The sequence below is a fragment of the Oliverpabstia sp. genome, from assembly GCF_022785585.1.
Classification (GTDB): Bacteria; Bacillota; Clostridia; order Lachnospirales; family Lachnospiraceae; genus Oliverpabstia; species Oliverpabstia intestinalis.
Map to the genome: position 1 here is coordinate 1 of NZ_JALFPR010000081.1, position 17350 is coordinate 17350.

General features: G+C 44.0%; 16 protein-coding genes. 3 read left to right on the forward strand and 13 right to left on the reverse strand.

Annotated elements, in window-relative coordinates:
• On the forward strand, positions 1-388 hold a 388-nt coding region (locus MSA64_RS05095; RefSeq protein WP_287890861.1), incomplete at its 5' end, for a tyrosine-type recombinase/integrase.
• Between the two features lie 119 nt (positions 389-507).
• Here MSA64_RS05095 and rplT read toward each other — a convergent pair.
• From rplT to infC, 3 genes are read right to left on the reverse strand one after another with little or no spacing between them, the layout of a single operon-like run.
• Positions 508-864, reverse strand: a complete 357-nt coding sequence (gene rplT, locus MSA64_RS05100) for a 50S ribosomal protein L20 (protein ID WP_022170981.1) — start codon at positions 862-864, stop codon at positions 508-510.
• Positions 865-892: 28 nt separating this feature from the next.
• Positions 893-1090 (reverse strand): 50S ribosomal protein L35, encoded by a 198-nt coding sequence (rpmI, locus tag MSA64_RS05105; RefSeq protein WP_022170980.1) that lies wholly within the window; start codon positions 1088-1090, stop codon positions 893-895.
• Positions 1091-1122: 32 nt separating this feature from the next.
• The gene (infC, locus tag MSA64_RS05110) at positions 1123-1617 is read right to left on the reverse strand and encodes a translation initiation factor IF-3 (protein WP_022170979.1); all 495 of its coding nucleotides are present in this window, start codon (positions 1615-1617) and stop codon (positions 1123-1125) included.
• A 473-nt stretch (positions 1618-2090) separates the two neighbouring features.
• Between infC and MSA64_RS05115 the strand changes: the two genes are divergently transcribed.
• Positions 2091-3260 carry a hypothetical protein gene (locus MSA64_RS05115; RefSeq protein ID WP_277663556.1) on the forward strand — a complete coding sequence of 390 codons (1170 nt, stop codon included), beginning with the start codon at positions 2091-2093 and terminating at the stop codon, positions 3258-3260.
• A gap of 137 nt (positions 3261-3397) precedes the next feature.
• Here the strand turns inward: MSA64_RS05115 and MSA64_RS05120 are convergent, their stop codons facing one another.
• The 5 genes from MSA64_RS05120 to argC form a co-directional block, all read right to left on the reverse strand.
• Complete coding sequence (locus MSA64_RS05120; protein ID WP_154432334.1) at positions 3398-3712, reverse strand: DUF1540 domain-containing protein; 315 nt, start codon at positions 3710-3712, stop codon at positions 3398-3400.
• Positions 3713-3822: 110 nt separating this feature from the next.
• On the reverse strand, positions 3823-5016 hold the full coding sequence (locus tag MSA64_RS05125) for an aspartate aminotransferase family protein (RefSeq protein ID WP_154432333.1): 1194 nt from the start codon (positions 5014-5016) through the stop codon (positions 3823-3825).
• Complete coding sequence (argB, locus tag MSA64_RS05130) at positions 5003-5896, reverse strand: acetylglutamate kinase (protein ID WP_022170975.1); 894 nt, start codon at positions 5894-5896, stop codon at positions 5003-5005. Before argB ends, MSA64_RS05125 begins: the two co-directional genes overlap by 14 nt.
• 39 nt (positions 5897-5935) lie before the next feature.
• A complete protein-coding gene (argJ, locus tag MSA64_RS05135) occupies positions 5936-7159 on the reverse strand; it encodes a bifunctional glutamate N-acetyltransferase/amino-acid acetyltransferase ArgJ (protein ID WP_022170974.1) in 1224 nt (407 codons plus the stop codon).
• A 48-nt stretch (positions 7160-7207) separates the two neighbouring features.
• Positions 7208-8248, reverse strand: a complete 1041-nt coding sequence (argC, locus tag MSA64_RS05140; RefSeq protein WP_022170973.1) for an N-acetyl-gamma-glutamyl-phosphate reductase — start codon at positions 8246-8248, stop codon at positions 7208-7210.
• Between the two features lie 321 nt (positions 8249-8569).
• Between argC and MSA64_RS05145 the strand changes: the two genes are divergently transcribed.
• Positions 8570-9796 carry an argininosuccinate synthase gene (locus tag MSA64_RS05145; protein WP_022170972.1) on the forward strand — a complete coding sequence of 409 codons (1227 nt, stop codon included), beginning with the start codon at positions 8570-8572 and terminating at the stop codon, positions 9794-9796.
• 101 nt (positions 9797-9897) lie between these two features.
• Here MSA64_RS05145 and MSA64_RS05150 read toward each other — a convergent pair whose 3' ends face one another.
• The 5 genes from MSA64_RS05150 to prfA all read right to left on the reverse strand — a co-directional run bounded on the left by MSA64_RS05150 (position 9898) and on the right by prfA (position 17314).
• A complete protein-coding gene (locus MSA64_RS05150) occupies positions 9898-12324 on the reverse strand; it encodes a ribonucleoside triphosphate reductase (RefSeq protein ID WP_154432331.1) in 2427 nt (808 codons plus the stop codon).
• A 258-nt stretch (positions 12325-12582) separates the two neighbouring features.
• Positions 12583-13818 carry a GTPase HflX gene (gene hflX, locus MSA64_RS05155; RefSeq protein WP_287890868.1) on the reverse strand — a complete coding sequence of 412 codons (1236 nt, stop codon included), beginning with the start codon at positions 13816-13818 and terminating at the stop codon, positions 12583-12585.
• Between the two features lie 11 nt (positions 13819-13829).
• On the reverse strand, positions 13830-14864 hold the full coding sequence (locus tag MSA64_RS05160) for a tetratricopeptide repeat protein (protein ID WP_287890870.1): 1035 nt from the start codon (positions 14862-14864) through the stop codon (positions 13830-13832).
• The gene (glmM, locus tag MSA64_RS05165; RefSeq protein WP_022170968.1) at positions 14861-16207 is read right to left on the reverse strand and encodes a phosphoglucosamine mutase; all 1347 of its coding nucleotides are present in this window, start codon (positions 16205-16207) and stop codon (positions 14861-14863) included. Before glmM ends, MSA64_RS05160 begins: the two co-directional genes overlap by 4 nt.
• A gap of 36 nt (positions 16208-16243) precedes the next feature.
• Positions 16244-17314 carry a peptide chain release factor 1 gene (gene prfA, locus MSA64_RS05170; RefSeq protein WP_154432329.1) on the reverse strand — a complete coding sequence of 357 codons (1071 nt, stop codon included), beginning with the start codon at positions 17312-17314 and terminating at the stop codon, positions 16244-16246.
• Positions 17315-17350: the final 36 nt, after the last annotated feature.

Sequence of the window (17350 nt, forward strand, 5' to 3'; positions counted from 1 at the left end):
TGAGCAGTATATCATCTGTGGAAAAAAGACCGATGCCGGCAGGAACCGTGTGGTCCCGATCCACGATGCTATCCTTCCTTTCATCCGGAGATACTATAAGGAGACTAACAAGTATCTTTTCCCTAATACCAAAGGGCACGCCTATTACTATACGCTCTTCCGGAATACTGTATGGAAAAACCTGATGAATGAATTAAAGATGGATCACACACCTCACGATACCAGGCACACGTTCGCAACACTGGCGGACCGGTACAAGATGGATGATCTGTGTCTGAAGCTGATCATCGGACATACCGTAAAGGATCTGACAAAGGGCACTTACACTCACAAGCTCCCTTCTGAATTGCTGGCAGAAATGCAAAAAATCCAGATCCCGGAAAGCTGATGTGTGTATATTGCGCGTATATTGTGTGTATATTACGGCAGAAAAACAGTACCATTTTTCCCAAATCTGAACATAAAGAAACCCCGGAAAATAAGGGTTTCCGGGGTTTTGAAATTCTATTAAGCTAATTTGCTTTTAGCCAGCTCTGCCAGTGTAGCAAATCCTTCTGCATCGTTGATTGCCATATCAGCCAGAACTTTTCTGTTCAGTTCAACACCAGCCAGTTTCAGACCGTACATAAATTTGCTGTAAGACAGTCCGTTCATTCTTGCTGCTGCGTTGATACGAGCGATCCACAGCTGTCTGAACTGACGTTTTTTCTGTTTTCTTCCAGCGTATGCACTTGTCAGAGCACGCATTACAGACTGTTTTGCAACTCTGTACTGTTTGGATCTTGCTCCTCTGTAACCTTTAGCCAGTTTCAGAACTCTATTGTGTTTTTTCTTTGCGTTTAATCCGCCTTTAATTCTTGCCATCTCTTATATTCCTCCTTCAAACTCAATCTTATAAATACGGTAAGATTTTTTTCATGTTCTTAACGTTGCTCTGATCCAGCACGGTAGCTTTTCTCAGATTTCTTTTTCTCTTCTGAGTTTTCTTTGTTAAGATATGGCTTTTATAAGCTTTATTTCTTACGATTTTACCTGTACCTGTAGTTTTGAAACGTTTAGCAGCTGCTCTGCTTGTTTTGATTTTTGGCATTTTATAGTCCTCCTTAGATTTACTCTGTTATTTTAACGTTTTTCAGTTAAAAACATAGTCATGCTTCTGCCTTCCACTTTTGGTGCTTTCTCTACCACTGCAATGTCAGCCAGTTTTTCTGCGAAATCATCCAGAATATATTTGCTGTTGTGCATGTGTGCCATCTCTCTTCCACGGAAACGAAGAGTAACTTTTACCTTGTCACCTTTGGAAATGAACTTTCTTGCAGCACCTACTTTAGTGTTCAGATCGTTTGTATCGATATTGGGAGACAGACGAACTTCTTTAACATCAATTGTACGCTGTTTTTTCTTTGCTTCTTTTTCTTTTCTGGCCATCTCATATCGATATTTTCCGTAATCGATAATCTTGCAAACCGGTGGCTTAGCCGTCGGTGCAATCTTCACCAGATCCAGTCCTGCTTCCTGAGCATGTTTGTATGCATCTCTGGAAGACATGATTCCCAACTGTTCCCCATTCTCGCCAATCAGACGAACTTCTCTGTCTCTGATCTGCTCATTAATCATTAAATCGCTAATAGTAGTGCACCTCCATTATTCTTAGATAACCTTTCCATATGATTCGCATTCACTGCCCTGCAGCATAGCCGCATAAAAAAAGCAGATAGACCGACTATCCGCAAATTTCCCCTAAGATTACTCTTTCCACTTAAGTATTAACCATAGTCACTCTTGTGCTAAGGTGAGAGCGGATACTCTTCTTTGTTTTCATACTTGCATAGGATAGCATAGATTCTTTTTTCTGTCAATATATTTTTGATGTTTTTCCTGTTTTTTTATTTTATTATTTTTACTCTTATAAAATCTTTTCTTTGTATATACTGTAGTACTTCTGACATTTTCCTTACGCTTCCCTGTATTTTTCTCTCCCTGTCTTGTATCTGCCGTAAAATCTGGTATAATGACCATGAGTTTAAATCAGAATGCATGTTCCGATAGAGATGCATCTGGCTTTTTCTAATCTAAGGAGGGGAATATTTATGAAAAAAAAATGGATGGCTTCCACGGCTCTCGCCTGTTCCTGTATGTTATTAATCAGTGGCTGCTCCGGAAATAAAGCAGATGATTTTGATGCTGTTGCTTATACAACTGCATATCTCGACGGTATGATCCGCGGAAATGTGGATACACTTTCTTCCTTGTCAGGAGTTTCTTCTGATGATCTTACAGCCACCTTCAATTCCATGATCGATGATCTTGTGTCTTCTTCCATTGGCGGCGACGGAAGTAGTCCCGGAAGTACACAGATTTCTCCACAGCTGCGTCAGGACTATACTGATTTCTGGAAACAGGCTTTCAGTAACACAAAATACGATGTAAAAAAAGCAGATAAAAAAGAGAACACCTATCAGATAACTGTAGATACCCAACAAATGCAGCTTTACACTGCCATGGAACCGATTTATGATGAGAAACTTGCCGATTATCTAAAGGATAACAGCGTAGACAGTGACCAGTATATCGAAGATGTATACTCTCTGATGCTGGAATCTTATCAGACCGCCCTTGACAAAGCAGAGTACAACGATCCGGAATCTGTTACTGTAACTCTTCAGAAAGATGATTCCGAGCAGTGGAGTATTTCTTCTGACGATATGACCACTCTGAAAAATGCTCTGATTGATCTTGCCTCTCTGAATCCTTCTGCTGATGGAACCACCGGAACACCTGCCCAGGTAACCGCAGAAGATATCGCTAACAGCCAGTCTGAGGGAGCTCCGAATATGGAATATCCGAAGGATCTGGAAAGTACACCAGCTTATAAAGTGGGTGATGCGATAACTATTCAAAGTGACGGAAAAGACGTTGCTACATTTACGATTGACAAAGTAGAAGTTACGGATGACCGCAGTGAATATGATACTTCTAATCCTGATAAAGTTATTGTCATTACATACACATATAAAAATCTGGCATTTGATGATCCTCTCTTATATGATCAGATGAGTTTTCGTGTGCTTGACGGTGATACTGTATGTCTTCCTTATTATCTGGCAGATCTGACTTCACCGGATCTTGCCACTACCGGTGGCGATGCAGTAACTGCTACCGCAGCTTACGGCATCAGTGCTTCCTGTAATGAAGTGACCATCTATGTGGATGGAGCTCAGATCGCATTCCCATTCCAGGTTTCCGCATCTGTTTCATAATGTTATCTTTTTCGTAACTATTCAGTAGCCACTGTGAAGGTACTGAACAGTTACTCTTTTTCAAAAAACTCTCCGTCTTTGTGTTTCGCCTCAAAGACCGGAGAGTTTTTCTTATCTTATTGCAGAATCATCTTGCTTTATTCACACCGGAACGTTCCACAGCAGGTTTCTTCACAGATACAGGCCTGGCTTCCATCGATGTGTACATGATCCGCCTGGCATATCTCCTGTCTGTTATAGGTACAATCATGGGCTGTACATCCGACCTGAATAGAGCTGCAGCCGCCTCCGCATGTATAAGCATTGGACATTCCGGTCTTTTCCACAAAACTTGAACACCAGGTTTCATTTTCCGTAGCTGCATGATCTCCTTTTACCTGGATATCTCCTTTGGAACAAAGATTATCCTTATTATACATACATTTTACCGCTGAACACTGTAATACTGGCATTGCACATACCTCCTTCTTCTTAATAATAAAGAGCATGTCCGGACTGCTTTCTAATCCGGGCATGCTCTAGTATGTGCACATGTTCTGTTTTTATACCCAACATCACTATCTTAAACAAGTGCTTTTTCCAGTTTTTCGATCATCTCGTCGATATCTGCTTCCGTAATCACAAGCGGAGGTACCATACGAAGCACGTTCGTCCCTGCGGAAATAACCAGCAGACCGTTTTCAATTGCTTTCGTAACCACTTCTCCTACCGGTTTTCCTTCCAGTACCAGTCCCTGCATCAGACCTTTTCCACGTCTTGTGGTAATAAAATCATATTTTTCCACCAACTGATCCAGTTTTTTCTCCAGATACGGTGCAACTTTATTGACATGCTCCACAATTTTTTCAGATTCAAACAAGTCAAATACTTTACTGACTGCCGCACATGCCAGAGGGTTGCCACCGTATGTGGTTCCGTGGTCGCCAGGTACTAAAGATGCGTTGGCTGTCTTTTCATTCAGGACAAAGGCTCCTACCGGAACACCGCAGCCCAGGGCTTTCGCGCAGGTCATAACATCTGGCTGTACGCCGTAAGCCTGGCAGGCAAACATGTTTCCGGTACGTCCCATACCGCACTGGATCTCATCGAGGATCAGCAGAATATCGTGCTCATCGCACAGTTTCCGTACGCCCTGAAGGAATTCCGGTTCTGCCGGATAGATACCGCCCTCACCCTGTACGGTTTCCATGATGATCGCACAGGTCTTGTCGGTAATCTGTGCTTTCACGCTTTCAAGATCATTGAAATCTGCAAATTTGATTCCTCCGATCAGTGGTTTGAATGGATCCTGATAGTGGGTATTACCGGTTACGGATAAGGCTCCCAGACTTCTTCCATGGAAAGAATGGTTCATCGCGATGATCTCATGATCGTTGGAGCCATCTTTCAGGTAAGCGTATTTTCTTGCTACTTTGATCGCACCCTCAATGGCCTCAGTTCCGCTGTTTGTGAAAAACACTTTGGAAAGTCCGGTTGCTTTTACCAGTTTCTCTGCTGCTTCCATCATTGGTACATTGTAATACAGGTTGGAGGTATGGATCACTTTATCGATCTGATCCTTCAGTGCCTGATTGTATGCCTGATTATTGTATCCCAGGGCAAATACAGCGATTCCTGCTGCAAAGTCCAGATATTCTTTGCCATCTACATCATACAGATGGACACCGTTTCCTTTGTCCAGAACGATCTGGAAACGATTATAGGTATGCAGAATGACTTCTTCTGCCCGATCGATATATTCTTTACTGTACGTCATAATCTTTGATCTCATCCTTTCTCAGAATTGCGGTTCCGATTCCTTTATTTGTAAAGATTTCCAGCAGCAGACAGTGCGGGATTCTTCCGTCCAGAATATGTACTCTTGAAACACCTTCTTCGATCGCATCGATGCAGTTTTGTAATTTCGGGATCATGCCACCGCCTACATTGCCGTTATCGATCAGTTCTTTTGCTTCTTTTACAAATAATTTGGACAGCAGGGTGGACGGATCATTCGGATCCAGATATACGCCTTCGATATCGGTCAGGAATGCCAGTTTTTCTGCATGGACTGCCTTCGCGATCGCACATGCCGCATCGTCTGCATTGATATTGTAAGTATCAAAGTTTTTATCCAGACCAATCGGACAGATAATTGGAAGAAAATCCTTTTCCAGCAGATCTTCGATGATCTTCGGATTCACGGAAGTTACATTTCCCACATATCCGATATCTTCCCCGTTGGAATATTTCTTTTCTACATTTAACAGGGCACCGTCTTTTCCGCTGATACCCACTGCCTTTACACCGAGAGATTCTACCAGTGTTACCAGTTCTTTGTTGACTTTGCCAAGAACCATCTCTGCAACTTCCATGGTATCTTTATCGGTTACGCGAAGACCGTTGACAAATCTTGGTTCCATACCGACTTTTCCTACCCAGCGGCTTATCTCTTTTCCACCACCGTGTACAATGATCGGCTTGAATCCTACCAGTTTCAGAAGTACCACATCCTGGATGACCTGACGTTTCAGATTTTCATCCACCATTGCACTTCCGCCGTATTTTACCACAATAATTTTCCGGTTAAACCGCTGAATATAAGGCAGTGCTTCGATTAACACCTGTGCTTTTTCCAGATATTCTGTCTTTACCATTTTCTTTTGTTCTCCTCTTTCTGGTTCTTGTATATCTATTTATGAACGATAGTCCGCGTTGATCTTTACATAATCATAGGTCAGATCGCAGCCCCATGCGGTAGCTGTCGCCTCTCCCATCTTCACATCTGCAATCGCTGTTACTTCTTTTTCGGAAAGAATCTTTGTCGCTTCCTCTTCACTGTAATCAGTCGCTACACCGTCTTTGATGATCTGCAGTTTTCCTGCTTTACTCTCAAAATACAGATCTACTTTTTCCGGATCAAACTGTGCCCCGGAGTATCCCATCGCACACAGGATTCGTCCCCAGTTCGCATCATGACCAAAGATGGCTGCCTTGGTCAGATTGGAAGTGATGATGGATTTACTTAAAGTTACCGCCTGTTCTTTGCTCTCAGCGCCAACTACTTTTACTTCAAATAATGCGGTTGCTCCCTCTCCGTCTCCGGCAATTTTCTTTGCCAGACAGGTATTGACATAGAGCAGCGCATCCAGAAAGGTCTGATAGTCTTCATTTTCTTCTGTAAGCTCATCATTGCCTGCAGCTCCGTTTGCCAGAAGCAGTACGGTGTCGTTTGTGGAGGTATCTCCGTCTACCGAAACCATATTATAAGTATCTTTTACCACGGTACTCAGTGCTTTCTGCAGCAGTTCCTTGGAAATTGCCACATCGGTGGTCAGAAAACCAAGCATCGTACACATATTCGGATGGATCATACCGGATCCCTTGCACATACCTCCAAGTGTTACGGTCTTTCCTCCGATCTCCATGGTCACTGCCACTTCTTTCGATACGGTATCTGTGGTCATGATTGACTGTGCTGCCAGTTTTCCTGCCTCTCTTGTATGAGATAACAGCGGTACCAGATTCTTTATGCCTGCACCCAGAAGATCCATCGGAAGCTGTTTCCCGATGACACCGGTGGATGCCACCAGTACAGAATCTTCCGGAATCTGTAGGCTTTCAGCTGCGATCTTTGCGGTTTCTTTGCAGTAACCATATCCCTCTTCACCGGTACATGCATTTGCCACACCGCTGTTGCATACGATTGCCTGTGCTGTCGGTGCATCGTATACAATATGCTGATCCCATTTTACCGGGGCTGCCTTCACCACATTAGTCGTGAAAGTTCCTGCTGCCACACACGGTTTCTCGCTGTATACCAGTGCCATATCTTTTGTATTTCCTTTTTTGATCCCGGCTGCCAGTCCTGCTGCCTGAAATCCTTCTGCTGCGGTAACTCCGCCGTCAATAATCTTCATCATGTCAACTCTCCTTTGAGACTCTTTCGTTCTGTAGTTTTTTCTCTCCTACGGGAACATTGGAACCAGTTCAAGTCCTTCACTCTCTTTCAACCCAAACATCAGGTTCATGTTTTGTACGGCCTGTCCAGCCGCTCCTTTTACCAGGTTATCAATGGCTCCCATCATGATGATCCGGTTGGTTCTCGGATCGATCTTGAAGTTTACATCCACATAGTTGCTGCCTTCCACCCATTTTGTCTGCGGGCAGACATCTTTTTCCAGCACACGGACGAATTTTTCATCTGCGTAATATTTATCATAAATTGCCTTTACCTCTTCATACGTCACATCTTTTTTCAGGCTTGCATAGGCCGTTGCCAGAATCCCACGGTTCATCGGTACCAGATGCGGAGTGAAGTTGATCGTGATCTTTTCGCCACATGCATAACCCAGCTGTTCTTCAATCTCCGGGGTATGACGGTGGGTCGCCACACCATACGCTTTCATATTTTCATTGACTTCGCAGAACAGATTGTCCACTTTCGCACCGCGTCCTGCACCGGAGGTACCGGATTTTGCATCTACGATAATCGTGTTCGGATCGATGATGCCTTCTTTTACCAGCGGATAGCAAGTCAGGATACTGCAGGTTGTATAGCATCCCGGATTGGCTACCAGACGGGCTTTCTTTACATCCTCACGGTTGATCTCACACAGTCCGTACACAGCTTCTTCGATAAACTGCGGTGATTTGTGCTCCAGTTTGTACCATTCTTCATATACCTTTACATCTTTGATACGGAAATCCGCACTCAGATCGATGATCTTTACTTTCGAAAGAATCTCTTCATTGACTAAAGATGCACACAGCCCCTGCGGCGTTGCTGTGAAAATCACATCCACCTGATCTGCCAGGACTTCCATATTATCATCCATGCAGTTTGCATCTACCAGCTGGAAGAAGTTCTGATAAATGGACGCATATTTTTTATCAATGTAACTTCTCGATCCGTACCACTTGATTTCCACATCCTTATGCCCCAGAAGAATACGAACCAGTTCCGACCCTGCATATCCGGTTGCTCCAATAATACCAACTTTAATCATTTCTTCAATCTCCTCTTTCTTTCATAACGTTAATTTATTCTACTCTCTTCCACTGCCAAAGTAAAGTGCCTGAGATGAGATCTTTCTTTTTTCTCTTTACAGTTGCATAATTATACAACATCAGTGAATAATATGCAAGTTTTTTTATTTTTTTCCATTTCTCTCTTGCTTTTTCTATTTATATGATGTATATTATGCCTTGTGAAATTCATCTGAATTTGATTTTGTCCCGATAAGATATACAATCAAATGCATAAAAATACATTGTATACCGATTAACAGGACTGAACAATAACATATATCTGTAAGGAGGATATTATAATGAAAGAAAAAGTAATCTTAGCGTATTCCGGCGGACTGGATACTACCGCACTGATCCCGTGGTTAAAAGAAACTTTTGATTATGAAGTTATCTGCTGCTGTGTAAACTGTGGTCAGGGTGCCGAACTGGACGGGCTGGATAAGAGAGCTGCCATGTCCGGTGCTTCTAAATTATATATCGAAGATATCGTAGACGAGTTCTGTGATGAATATATCGTGCCTTGTGTACAGGCAGGTGCCGTATACGAACACAAATATCTGCTGGGTACTTCCATGGCTCGTCCGGCTATCGCCAAACGTTTGGTGGAAATTGCCAGAAAAGAAGGTGCTACCGCGATCTGCCACGGTGCTACCGGTAAAGGAAATGACCAGATCCGTTTTGAACTGGGCATCAAAGCACTGGCTCCTGATCTGAAAATTATCGCTCCATGGCGTATGACTGATGTATGGACTATGCAGTCCCGTGAAGACGAGCTGGAATTCGTAAAACAGCACGGCATCGACCTGCCATTCGATGCAAAACACAGCTACAGCCGTGACCGTAACCTGTGGCACATCAGCCATGAAGGTCTGGAACTGGAAGATCCGGCAAATGAGCCAAACTACAAAGATCTGCTGGTTCTCGGTGTTTCCCCGGAAGATGCTCCGGATCAGCCGGAATATGTAACCATGACGTTTGAAGCCGGTGTTCCGAAAACACTGAACGGAAAAGCAATGAAAGTTTCTGAGATCATCACCGAGCTGAATGCACTGGGTGGAAAACATGGTATCGGTATCATCGATATCGTAGAAAACCGTGTCGTTGGTATGAAATCTCGTGGTGTATACGAAACTCCTGGCGGAACTATCCTGATGGAAGCTCACGATCAGTTGGAAGAACTGATTCTGGATCGTGAAACCATGGAAACTAAGAAAAAACTGGGCAGCCAGTTCGCACAGGTTGTATATGAAGGAAAATGGTTCACACCACTGCGTGAAGCGATCCAGGCTTTCGTAGAATCCACACAGAAATATGTAACCGGTGAAGTAAAATTCAAACTGTACAAAGGCAACATCATCAAAGCCGGTACAACTTCTCCATATAGCCTGTACAACGAGTCTCTGGCATCCTTCACAACCGGTGATATGTATGATCACCACGATGCTGACGGATTCATCACTCTGTTCGGACTTCCACTGAAGGTTCGTGCACTGATGATGCAGGAAGTAAAAAACAATAATAAATAATGCAAAACAGTTATCCCCGGCAGAATGATTTCTGCCGGGGATTTTTTATATCTTTGTCTGTGGTTTTCAGGATTTTCTCGTTACCACGCTTATTTCTATTTTTACTCGTTCTCTTCCACATACTTCTGAATATTCGAAGCATTTACATATTTCTTTGTCTCTTCTCCTTCGATGACTACCAGTGTCGGTGCCTGCATGATGCCGTATCTTGATACCAGTTCCGGGTTTTTCTCGGCATCGATCAGCTGATACTCTTCTTCCGCTTCTGCAAGCATCTGTTTCGCAATCTTACAGTTCGGACAGGTATTTGTGGTGAACAGATATTTCACACTGTCCGGATGCTGGATCTTCACATCGTCTTTTGTCATAGTTACCATCGTTCTGGTAGGATGTTTTCCGCCCATCACCGGCCGCTCCTCTTTCACTGCTTCCACCGGTTTTTCTGCCGGTGCACCGGAGTGAAGGATATCATACACGGTTCTGTTCTTGTATTCCTGCGCTTTTCCGTCATTCCAGTTCTGTACCGGACGGTAATATCCTGTAATTCGACTGTAGACCTCTGCCTTCTTGCCACAGGTCGGACAAGTGAAATGTTCTCCCGCAATATAACCATGTTCTTTACATACCGAATAAGTCGGTGACAGGGTATAATAAGGCAGACGATAATTTTCTGCAATCTTTCTTACCAGTGTGGCTGCTGCCTTCCAGTCCGGAAGTTTTTCTCCCAGAAACGCATGAAAGACCGTACCGGACGTATACAGGGTCTGCAGTTCATCCTGCACATCCAATGCATCAAAGATATCAGAAGTATAGTCTACCGGCAGGTGAGAGCTGTTGGTATAGTACGGGGTATCTCCTTCATGACCTGCAGTAATAATATCCGGATAATGTTTCTTATCATGTTTTGCCAGACGATATGCGGTGGATTCTGCCGGTGTTGCTTCCAGGTTATACAGTTCTCCGTATTCTTCCTGATAATCGGACAACCGTTCTCTCATATGATTCAGAACATTTTTTGTAAACTTCTGTGTCTTCTCATCAGCCATGTCTGCACGAAGCCATCTTGCATTCAGTCCTGCTTCATTCATTCCAACCAGACCGATGGTGGAAAAATGATTGTCAAAGCTTCCCAGATAGCGCTTGGTATACGGATACAGCCCCTCATCCAGCAGTTTTCCGATCACTTCTCTCTTGATATGCAGGGAACGTGCGGAAATATCCATCAGGCGGTCCAGACGCTGATAAAATTCATCCTCATCCTGAGACAGATAAGCGATCCGCGGCATATTGATGGTTACCACGCCCACAGAACCGGTGCTTTCGCCGGAACCGAAGTATCCTCCGGTCTTTTTACGCAGTTCTCGCAGATCCAGACGCAGACGACAGCACATACTTCTTACATCGCTTGGCTGCATATCGCTGTTAATATAGTTGGAAAAATACGGAGTTCCGTATTTGGATGTCATCTCAAAGAGCAGACGGTTGTTTTCTGTATCGGACCAGTCAAATTCTTTTGTGATGGAGTAAGTCGGAATCGGATACTGGAAGCCTCTGCCATTGGCATCTCCTTCGATCATGGTCTCGATAAACGCCTTGTTGACCATATCCATCTCCTGTTTACAGTCTTTATACTTAAAGTCCATCTCTTTTCCGCCAACGATTGCCGGAAGTTCTGCCAGATCATCCGGTACAGTCCAGTCCAGTGTGATATTGGAAAATGGAGCCTGTGTTCCCCAGCGACTTGGTGTGTTCACACCATAGATAAAGGCTTCGATACATTTTTTCACTTCCGGATAAGTCAGATGGTCTGTCTTTACGAAAGGTGCCAGATAAGTATCAAAAGAAGAAAATGCCTGTGCACCTGCCCATTCATTCTGCATGATGCCAAGGAAATTGACCATCTGGTTACACAGAACACTCAGGTGTTTCGCCGGAGCAGAAGTAATCTTGCCTTCTATTCCTCCTAATCCTTCTTTAATCAGCTGTTTTAATGACCAGCCGGCACAATATCCGGTAAGCATGGAAAGATCGTGAATATGGATATCTGCATTTCGGTGCGCATCTGCAATCTCTTTGTCATAGATTTCAGACAACCAGTAATTTGCCGTTACTGCTCCGGAATTGCTTAAGATCAGTCCGCCTACGGAATAGGTAACCGTAGAATTTTCTTTTACACGCCAGTCTTCTACTTTCACATAACTGTTTACGATTTCTTTATAATCCAGGATCGTGGACTTCATATTTCTTACTTTTTCTCTCTGCTTGCGATACAGGATATAGGCTTTCGCCACCTCAGAATATCCGCACTGGATCAGCACATTTTCCACGCTGTCCTGAATATCCTCCACAGATACCTGATCTTTTTTTATCTTTTTCTGGAAATCTGCGGTTACCCGTAGTCCCAGCATCTCCATCATATCCGGTGTATACTGTTTTTCCTGTGCCTGGAAAGCTTTCTCGATCGCCTGGGTAATCTTACTCAGCTGAAATGCTGCAACTTCTCCATCACGTTTTATCACATTAAACATTATTCCATCCTCTTTTCCTGTTGCTTTTACAGGCTGTATTTTATACGTTCACCTGCTTTTTGACCCTCTCGCAATTATTCCTTTACGGATGTGTCGATTACTATAGTAGCAAACCAATTATCCTCTGTCAATACAAAAAACTACCATATATTGTGTCTCAATTTCTACTCGTACAATATATGGTATGAACGTTATGTAACCTTATAAAGAGGGAAAAGCACCTTACTATAAGGGTTTGCCCTCTTTTTTCTTCTTTTCTCAGATCTGACTGTAAACCTCCATCGGAACATAAGCCTTCACAGAAATTCCTTCTGCCAGAAATTCTTCCTGCACCACCTGTCCATATTTTCGGATCCTGGCAATACTTCCTGCCTGATCATACGGAACCAGACGTTCAATATAAATCTGTCCTTCCCGCAAAACATCCGCAAGAAGTTCTTTCAGTTCCTCAAGTCCCTGTCCATTCTTTGCCGAAATCTGAAGTACATGATCAGCCTGAAAATCTCTCAGCTGTTCTTTATCCGTACACAGGTCCTGTTTGTTAAACAGAGTGATCATTTTCTTATCCGACACCCCCAGCTGGCGCAATGTATCATAAACTACCTGCATATGTTCATCCATCTGGGGATTGGAAGCGTCTACCACATGGAGGATCATATCTGCATATTTGGCTTCCTCCAATGTACTTTTAAAGGCCTCGATCAGATGATGCGGCAGTTTTCGAATAAATCCTACCGTATCTGTCAGAAGAATCTGCTGTCTGCCCGGAAGATCCAGCGCCCTTGTCGTTGGATCCAGCGTGGCAAATAACTGGTTTTCCTCCAGAACCCCTGCCTGCGTCATTGTATTGAGCAGTGTAGATTTTCCTGCGTTAGTATATCCCACGATTGCCGCCACCTTCACCTGACTCTTATCCCGCTGGCTGCGAATCAGTTCCCTGTGCTTCTGCACCTGCTCCAGCTGTTCTTTCAGCTGACCGATCCGGCTGTGGATCAGTCGACGGTCCATCTCCAGCTTTTTCTCACCCGGGCCACGGGTACCAATGCCACCTCCGAGACGGGACAGCGAGGCACGCATACCGACCAGTCTTGCCGCCCGGTACTTTAATTGTGCAAGTTCTACCTGGATCTTTCCTTCGCTGGTCTTTGCACGCTGCGCAAAGATGTCCAGAATCACCATGGTTCTGTCCATCACCTTACATTCCAGTTCCTGCTCCAGATTATTTAGCTGTGCCGGTGAGAGTTCATCATCACAGATCACACCAGTGGCATCCAAATCATACAACAACTCTTTCAGTTCTTCCAGCTTTCCTTTTCCCAGATAGGTTGCCGGATGAATGGTCTCTCTGCTTTGCATGATCGTCCCAACAGTTACGGCCCCGGCTGTCTCAGCCAGTTCTCTCAGTTCATATAAAGATTGTACGGTATCATCAGACTCATATGTCTGTACGCCTGCCAGAATCACCCGTTCCAGCTGTTCCCCCATCTCATACATGCTTTTTCCTCCTATCTTGTAGAAAGAAACTCGTTCTCCCGAAGAGCCGCCTCATCTTCCGGATACTGTTCCAGATATATCTTCATCTTTTCTTTTGCTGCAGCAAAATCTCGTTTATATTCATAGGCCACAATTTCATTATAAAGCAGACCCTGTTCGTCCTCTTTGGAATTTTCCTTCAGACCCTGTGCGATATTCTCCAGTGCGCTATCATATGCACCATCATAAATATCACACATTGCCAGTCCGTTATAGGCCTTGGCACCCTTCTCACTCTTTTGCAGATATTCCTGATACATGGATCTGGCACTTGCCGGATCTTCCATCTCCAGATATACCCGGCCCAAAAGCAGCATGGCATCCTCATATCCCTGTTCCATCGCTGTTTTCAATTCATCTCTGGCTGCCTCATAATTTTTTTCATATTCGTAGATTCTTCCTCTGTGATAGCAATCTTCTCCGTCCTGAGGTTCTAACTCCAGAGCCATCTTCAGATAGGCATCACCATCTACTGCCTTGTTGTGATCCACATAAATCTGATAAATATTGATATACAGATTATAATCTTCACAGCCTTCCAGTGCTCTCTGAAAGTCTTTTTCGGCATTTTTATAATCTTCCATGGAAATATATGCCTTTCCTCTCAGAAAGAATGCCTGTTCGTCTTCCCCGGCCTTCAGTATCTCGCTGTACACTTCAATCGCTTTATCTACCTCGCCATAATCCATGCGTGCCTGGGCAAGATAAAACTGTACATCTTTTTTAAATTCCTTATCCGGATCATCCATATTGTTCAGACTTCGCGAAAAAGCAGCAATCGCCTCCGGATAGGCCTTTTCTGAATAATAGGCAATTCCTTCTGCCCGGTAACTTTCTGCCAGTCTGCTGTTTTGATCGATTACCTGCTGAAATTCGTTTACTGCAGTAGTGTAATCTTTTTTTTCCATAGCCGCCCAGCCGCTTTCATAATGTTGTGCCGCATTATTTTTCCCACAGCCGCAGAACACCATCAGCGCACATCCAACCGCCAGTACCTCTTTTCTCATGACAAAATCAGTCCCTCTTTGTCCATCACTTCAATCACGCGCTGTACCATTTCACGACAGATCGCATCTTTTTTCGCTTCTACCATAACACGAATGACCGGTTCAGTGCCACTCTCCCGCACAAGAATTCTTCCGTCTTCTCCTAATTCTTTCTCCACCGAGGCAACTGCCTTCTTTACTTCTTCGTTGTTTCTTGCAGCTGTTTTATTGGCAACACGAACATTTTCCAGAAGCTGAGGATAAATGGAAACTTCTGATGCAAGAGTATTTAATAACTGTTTTTTTTCAATAATAACTTCCATCAGCATCAAAGATGTCAGGATACCATCTCCGGTAGTAGCATGTTTGCTGAAAATAATATGTCCGGACTGTTCACCGCCGAGACTGTGTCCGTTTGCCATCATGTTTTCACAGACATATTTATCTCCTACTGCTGTTTTTTCGTACCGGATACCTTCCCTGTCACAGGCTTTATAAAGACCAAGGTTGGACATAATCGTAGTGACGATCGTATTATTTTCCAGTTTTCCGGTCTCTTTCATATATTTTCCACAGATATACAGGATCAGATCTCCGTCGACTACATTTCCCAGATGATCCACAGCGATACACCGATCCGCATCTCCGTCATATGCAAATCCCACATCCAGATGTTTTTCTTTGACAAATTGCTGCAGCACTTCGATATGCGTTGATCCGCAGTTCGTATTGATGTTCGTTCCATCCGGCTCATTATTGATGACATAGGTTTTTGCTCCCAGTGCATCAAACACACTCTTGGCTACCGAGGAAGCACTTCCATTAGAACAGTCCAGTCCTACTCTGTAGTTTTTGAACGAACGGGTAGGAATGGAAATCAGATAACCGATGTACCGGTTTCGTCCGGCCGCAAAATCCACCGTCCGACCAATCTTTTCTTTTGTTGCAAACGGAATCTTCGGAACATCATCATCAATATATCCTTCAATCATGGCTTCCACTTCCGCATCCATCTTTTGCCCGTTTCCGCCAATGATCTTGATGCCGTTATCATAAAATGGATTGTGACTGGCAGAAATCATAATTCCACAGTCAAAATTTTCCGTCCGCACTACATAGGAAACGCTTGGTGTGGTGGTTACATGAAGCAGATACGCATCCGCACCGGAAGCAGTCAGTCCTGCAACCAGAGAATACTCAAACATGTAGCTGCTTCTTCTTGTATCTTTTCCGATCACAATCTGTGCTTTGTGTTCTCTTCCGTAATACCATCCAAGGAATCTTCCTACTTTATAAGCATGTTCCACAGTCAGATCCACATTCGCTTCTCCACGAAAACCATCGGTACCAAAATATTTTCCCATGATGTTTCCTCCGATCCTTTTATTTACATATTTTGTTTATTGGTTCATTTTTGCCAGCTTGGCTGTCTGGTCTGCTGCGATCAGGCTGTCAATGATCTCATCAAGATCACCATTTAAGATTGTATCCAGACGATGCAGGGTCAGTTTGATTCTGTGATCTGTCACACGGCCCTGCGGAAAGTTATAGGTACGGATCTTCTCGGAACGGTCTCCCGTACCTACCTGGCTTCTTCTTGCTTCCGCTTCTTCGTCATGACGTTTCTGTAACTCCATATCATACAGACGGGAGCGCAGAACACGCAGTGCCTTATCTCTGTTTTTGAGCTGTGATTTTTCATCCTGGCAGGAAATTACAATACCGGTCGGGATATGAGTCAGACGTACCGCGGAGTCTGTGGTGTTGACACACTGTCCACCGTTACCGGATGCACGGAATACATCAAACTTACAGTCATTCAGATCCAGCTGGAAATCAATTTCTTCTGCTTCCGGCATGATTGCTACAGTAATCGTAGAAGTATGGATACGTCCACCGGACTCTGTCTCCGGTACACGCTGTACACGGTGCACACCACTTTCGTACTTCAGACGGGAATATGCTCCTGCACCATTGATCATGAAAGTAACTTCCTTGAAACCGCCGATCCCGTTTTCATTCAGAGACATCAGCTCGGTCTTCCATCTGCGGGACTCTGCATATTTTACATACATACGATAGATTTCAGCGGCAAATAAAGCAGCCTCGTCACCACCGGCGCCGGCGCGTATCTCAACGATAACATTTTTACTGTCATTCGGATCTTTAGGCAACAACAGGATCTTCAGTTCTGTCTCCAGTTCTTCAATTCTGTTTTTTGCATCTGCCAGCTCTTCTTTCAGCATCTCACGCATCTCTTCGTCAGATTCTTCATCCAGCATCATCAGACTCTCTTCCACCGTCTGCTGACACGCTTTATATTCTTTGTATGCATCCACAATTGGCTGCAGTTCGCTCTGTTCCTTCATCAGCTTCTGAAAACGTGCAGGATCATTTGCAACTCCCGGCTCGTTTAATTCACTTAAAATTTCTTCCAGACGAACCAGCAGATCTTCTAATTTATCAAACATTTCTCTTCCTCCTGGTATATTTCGTAACTGTTCAGT

Bases quoted from the DNA above. Each gene is read 5' to 3' on its own strand.
- rplT (WP_022170981.1), bottom strand. From the start codon at position 864: ATGGCAAGAATTAAAGGCGGATTAAACGCAAAGAAAAAACACAATAGA.
- rpmI (WP_022170980.1), bottom strand. From the start codon at position 1,090: ATGCCAAAAATCAAAACAAGCAGAGCAGCTGCTAAACGTTTCAAAACT.
- infC (WP_022170979.1), bottom strand. From the start codon at position 1,617: ATGATTAATGAGCAGATCAGAGACAGAGAAGTTCGTCTGATTGGCGAG.
- MSA64_RS05115 (WP_277663556.1), top strand. From the start codon at position 2,091: ATGAAAAAAAAATGGATGGCTTCCACGGCTCTCGCCTGTTCCTGTATG.
- MSA64_RS05120 (WP_154432334.1), bottom strand. From the start codon at position 3,712: ATGCCAGTATTACAGTGTTCAGCGGTAAAATGTATGTATAATAAGGAT.
- MSA64_RS05125 (WP_154432333.1), bottom strand. From the start codon at position 5,016: ATGACGTACAGTAAAGAATATATCGATCGGGCAGAAGAAGTCATTCTG.
- argB (WP_022170975.1), bottom strand. From the start codon at position 5,896: ATGGTAAAGACAGAATATCTGGAAAAAGCACAGGTGTTAATCGAAGCA.
- argJ (WP_022170974.1), bottom strand. From the start codon at position 7,159: ATGAAGATTATTGACGGCGGAGTTACCGCAGCAGAAGGATTTCAGGCA.
- argC (WP_022170973.1), bottom strand. From the start codon at position 8,248: ATGATTAAAGTTGGTATTATTGGAGCAACCGGATATGCAGGGTCGGAA.
- MSA64_RS05145 (WP_022170972.1), top strand. From the start codon at position 8,570: ATGAAAGAAAAAGTAATCTTAGCGTATTCCGGCGGACTGGATACTACC.
- MSA64_RS05150 (WP_154432331.1), bottom strand. From the start codon at position 12,324: ATGTTTAATGTGATAAAACGTGATGGAGAAGTTGCAGCATTTCAGCTG.
- hflX (WP_287890868.1), bottom strand. From the start codon at position 13,818: ATGTATGAGATGGGGGAACAGCTGGAACGGGTGATTCTGGCAGGCGTA.
- MSA64_RS05160 (WP_287890870.1), bottom strand. From the start codon at position 14,864: ATGAGAAAAGAGGTACTGGCGGTTGGATGTGCGCTGATGGTGTTCTGC.
- glmM (WP_022170968.1), bottom strand. From the start codon at position 16,207: ATGGGAAAATATTTTGGTACCGATGGTTTTCGTGGAGAAGCGAATGTG.
- prfA (WP_154432329.1), bottom strand. From the start codon at position 17,314: ATGTTTGATAAATTAGAAGATCTGCTGGTTCGTCTGGAAGAAATTTTA.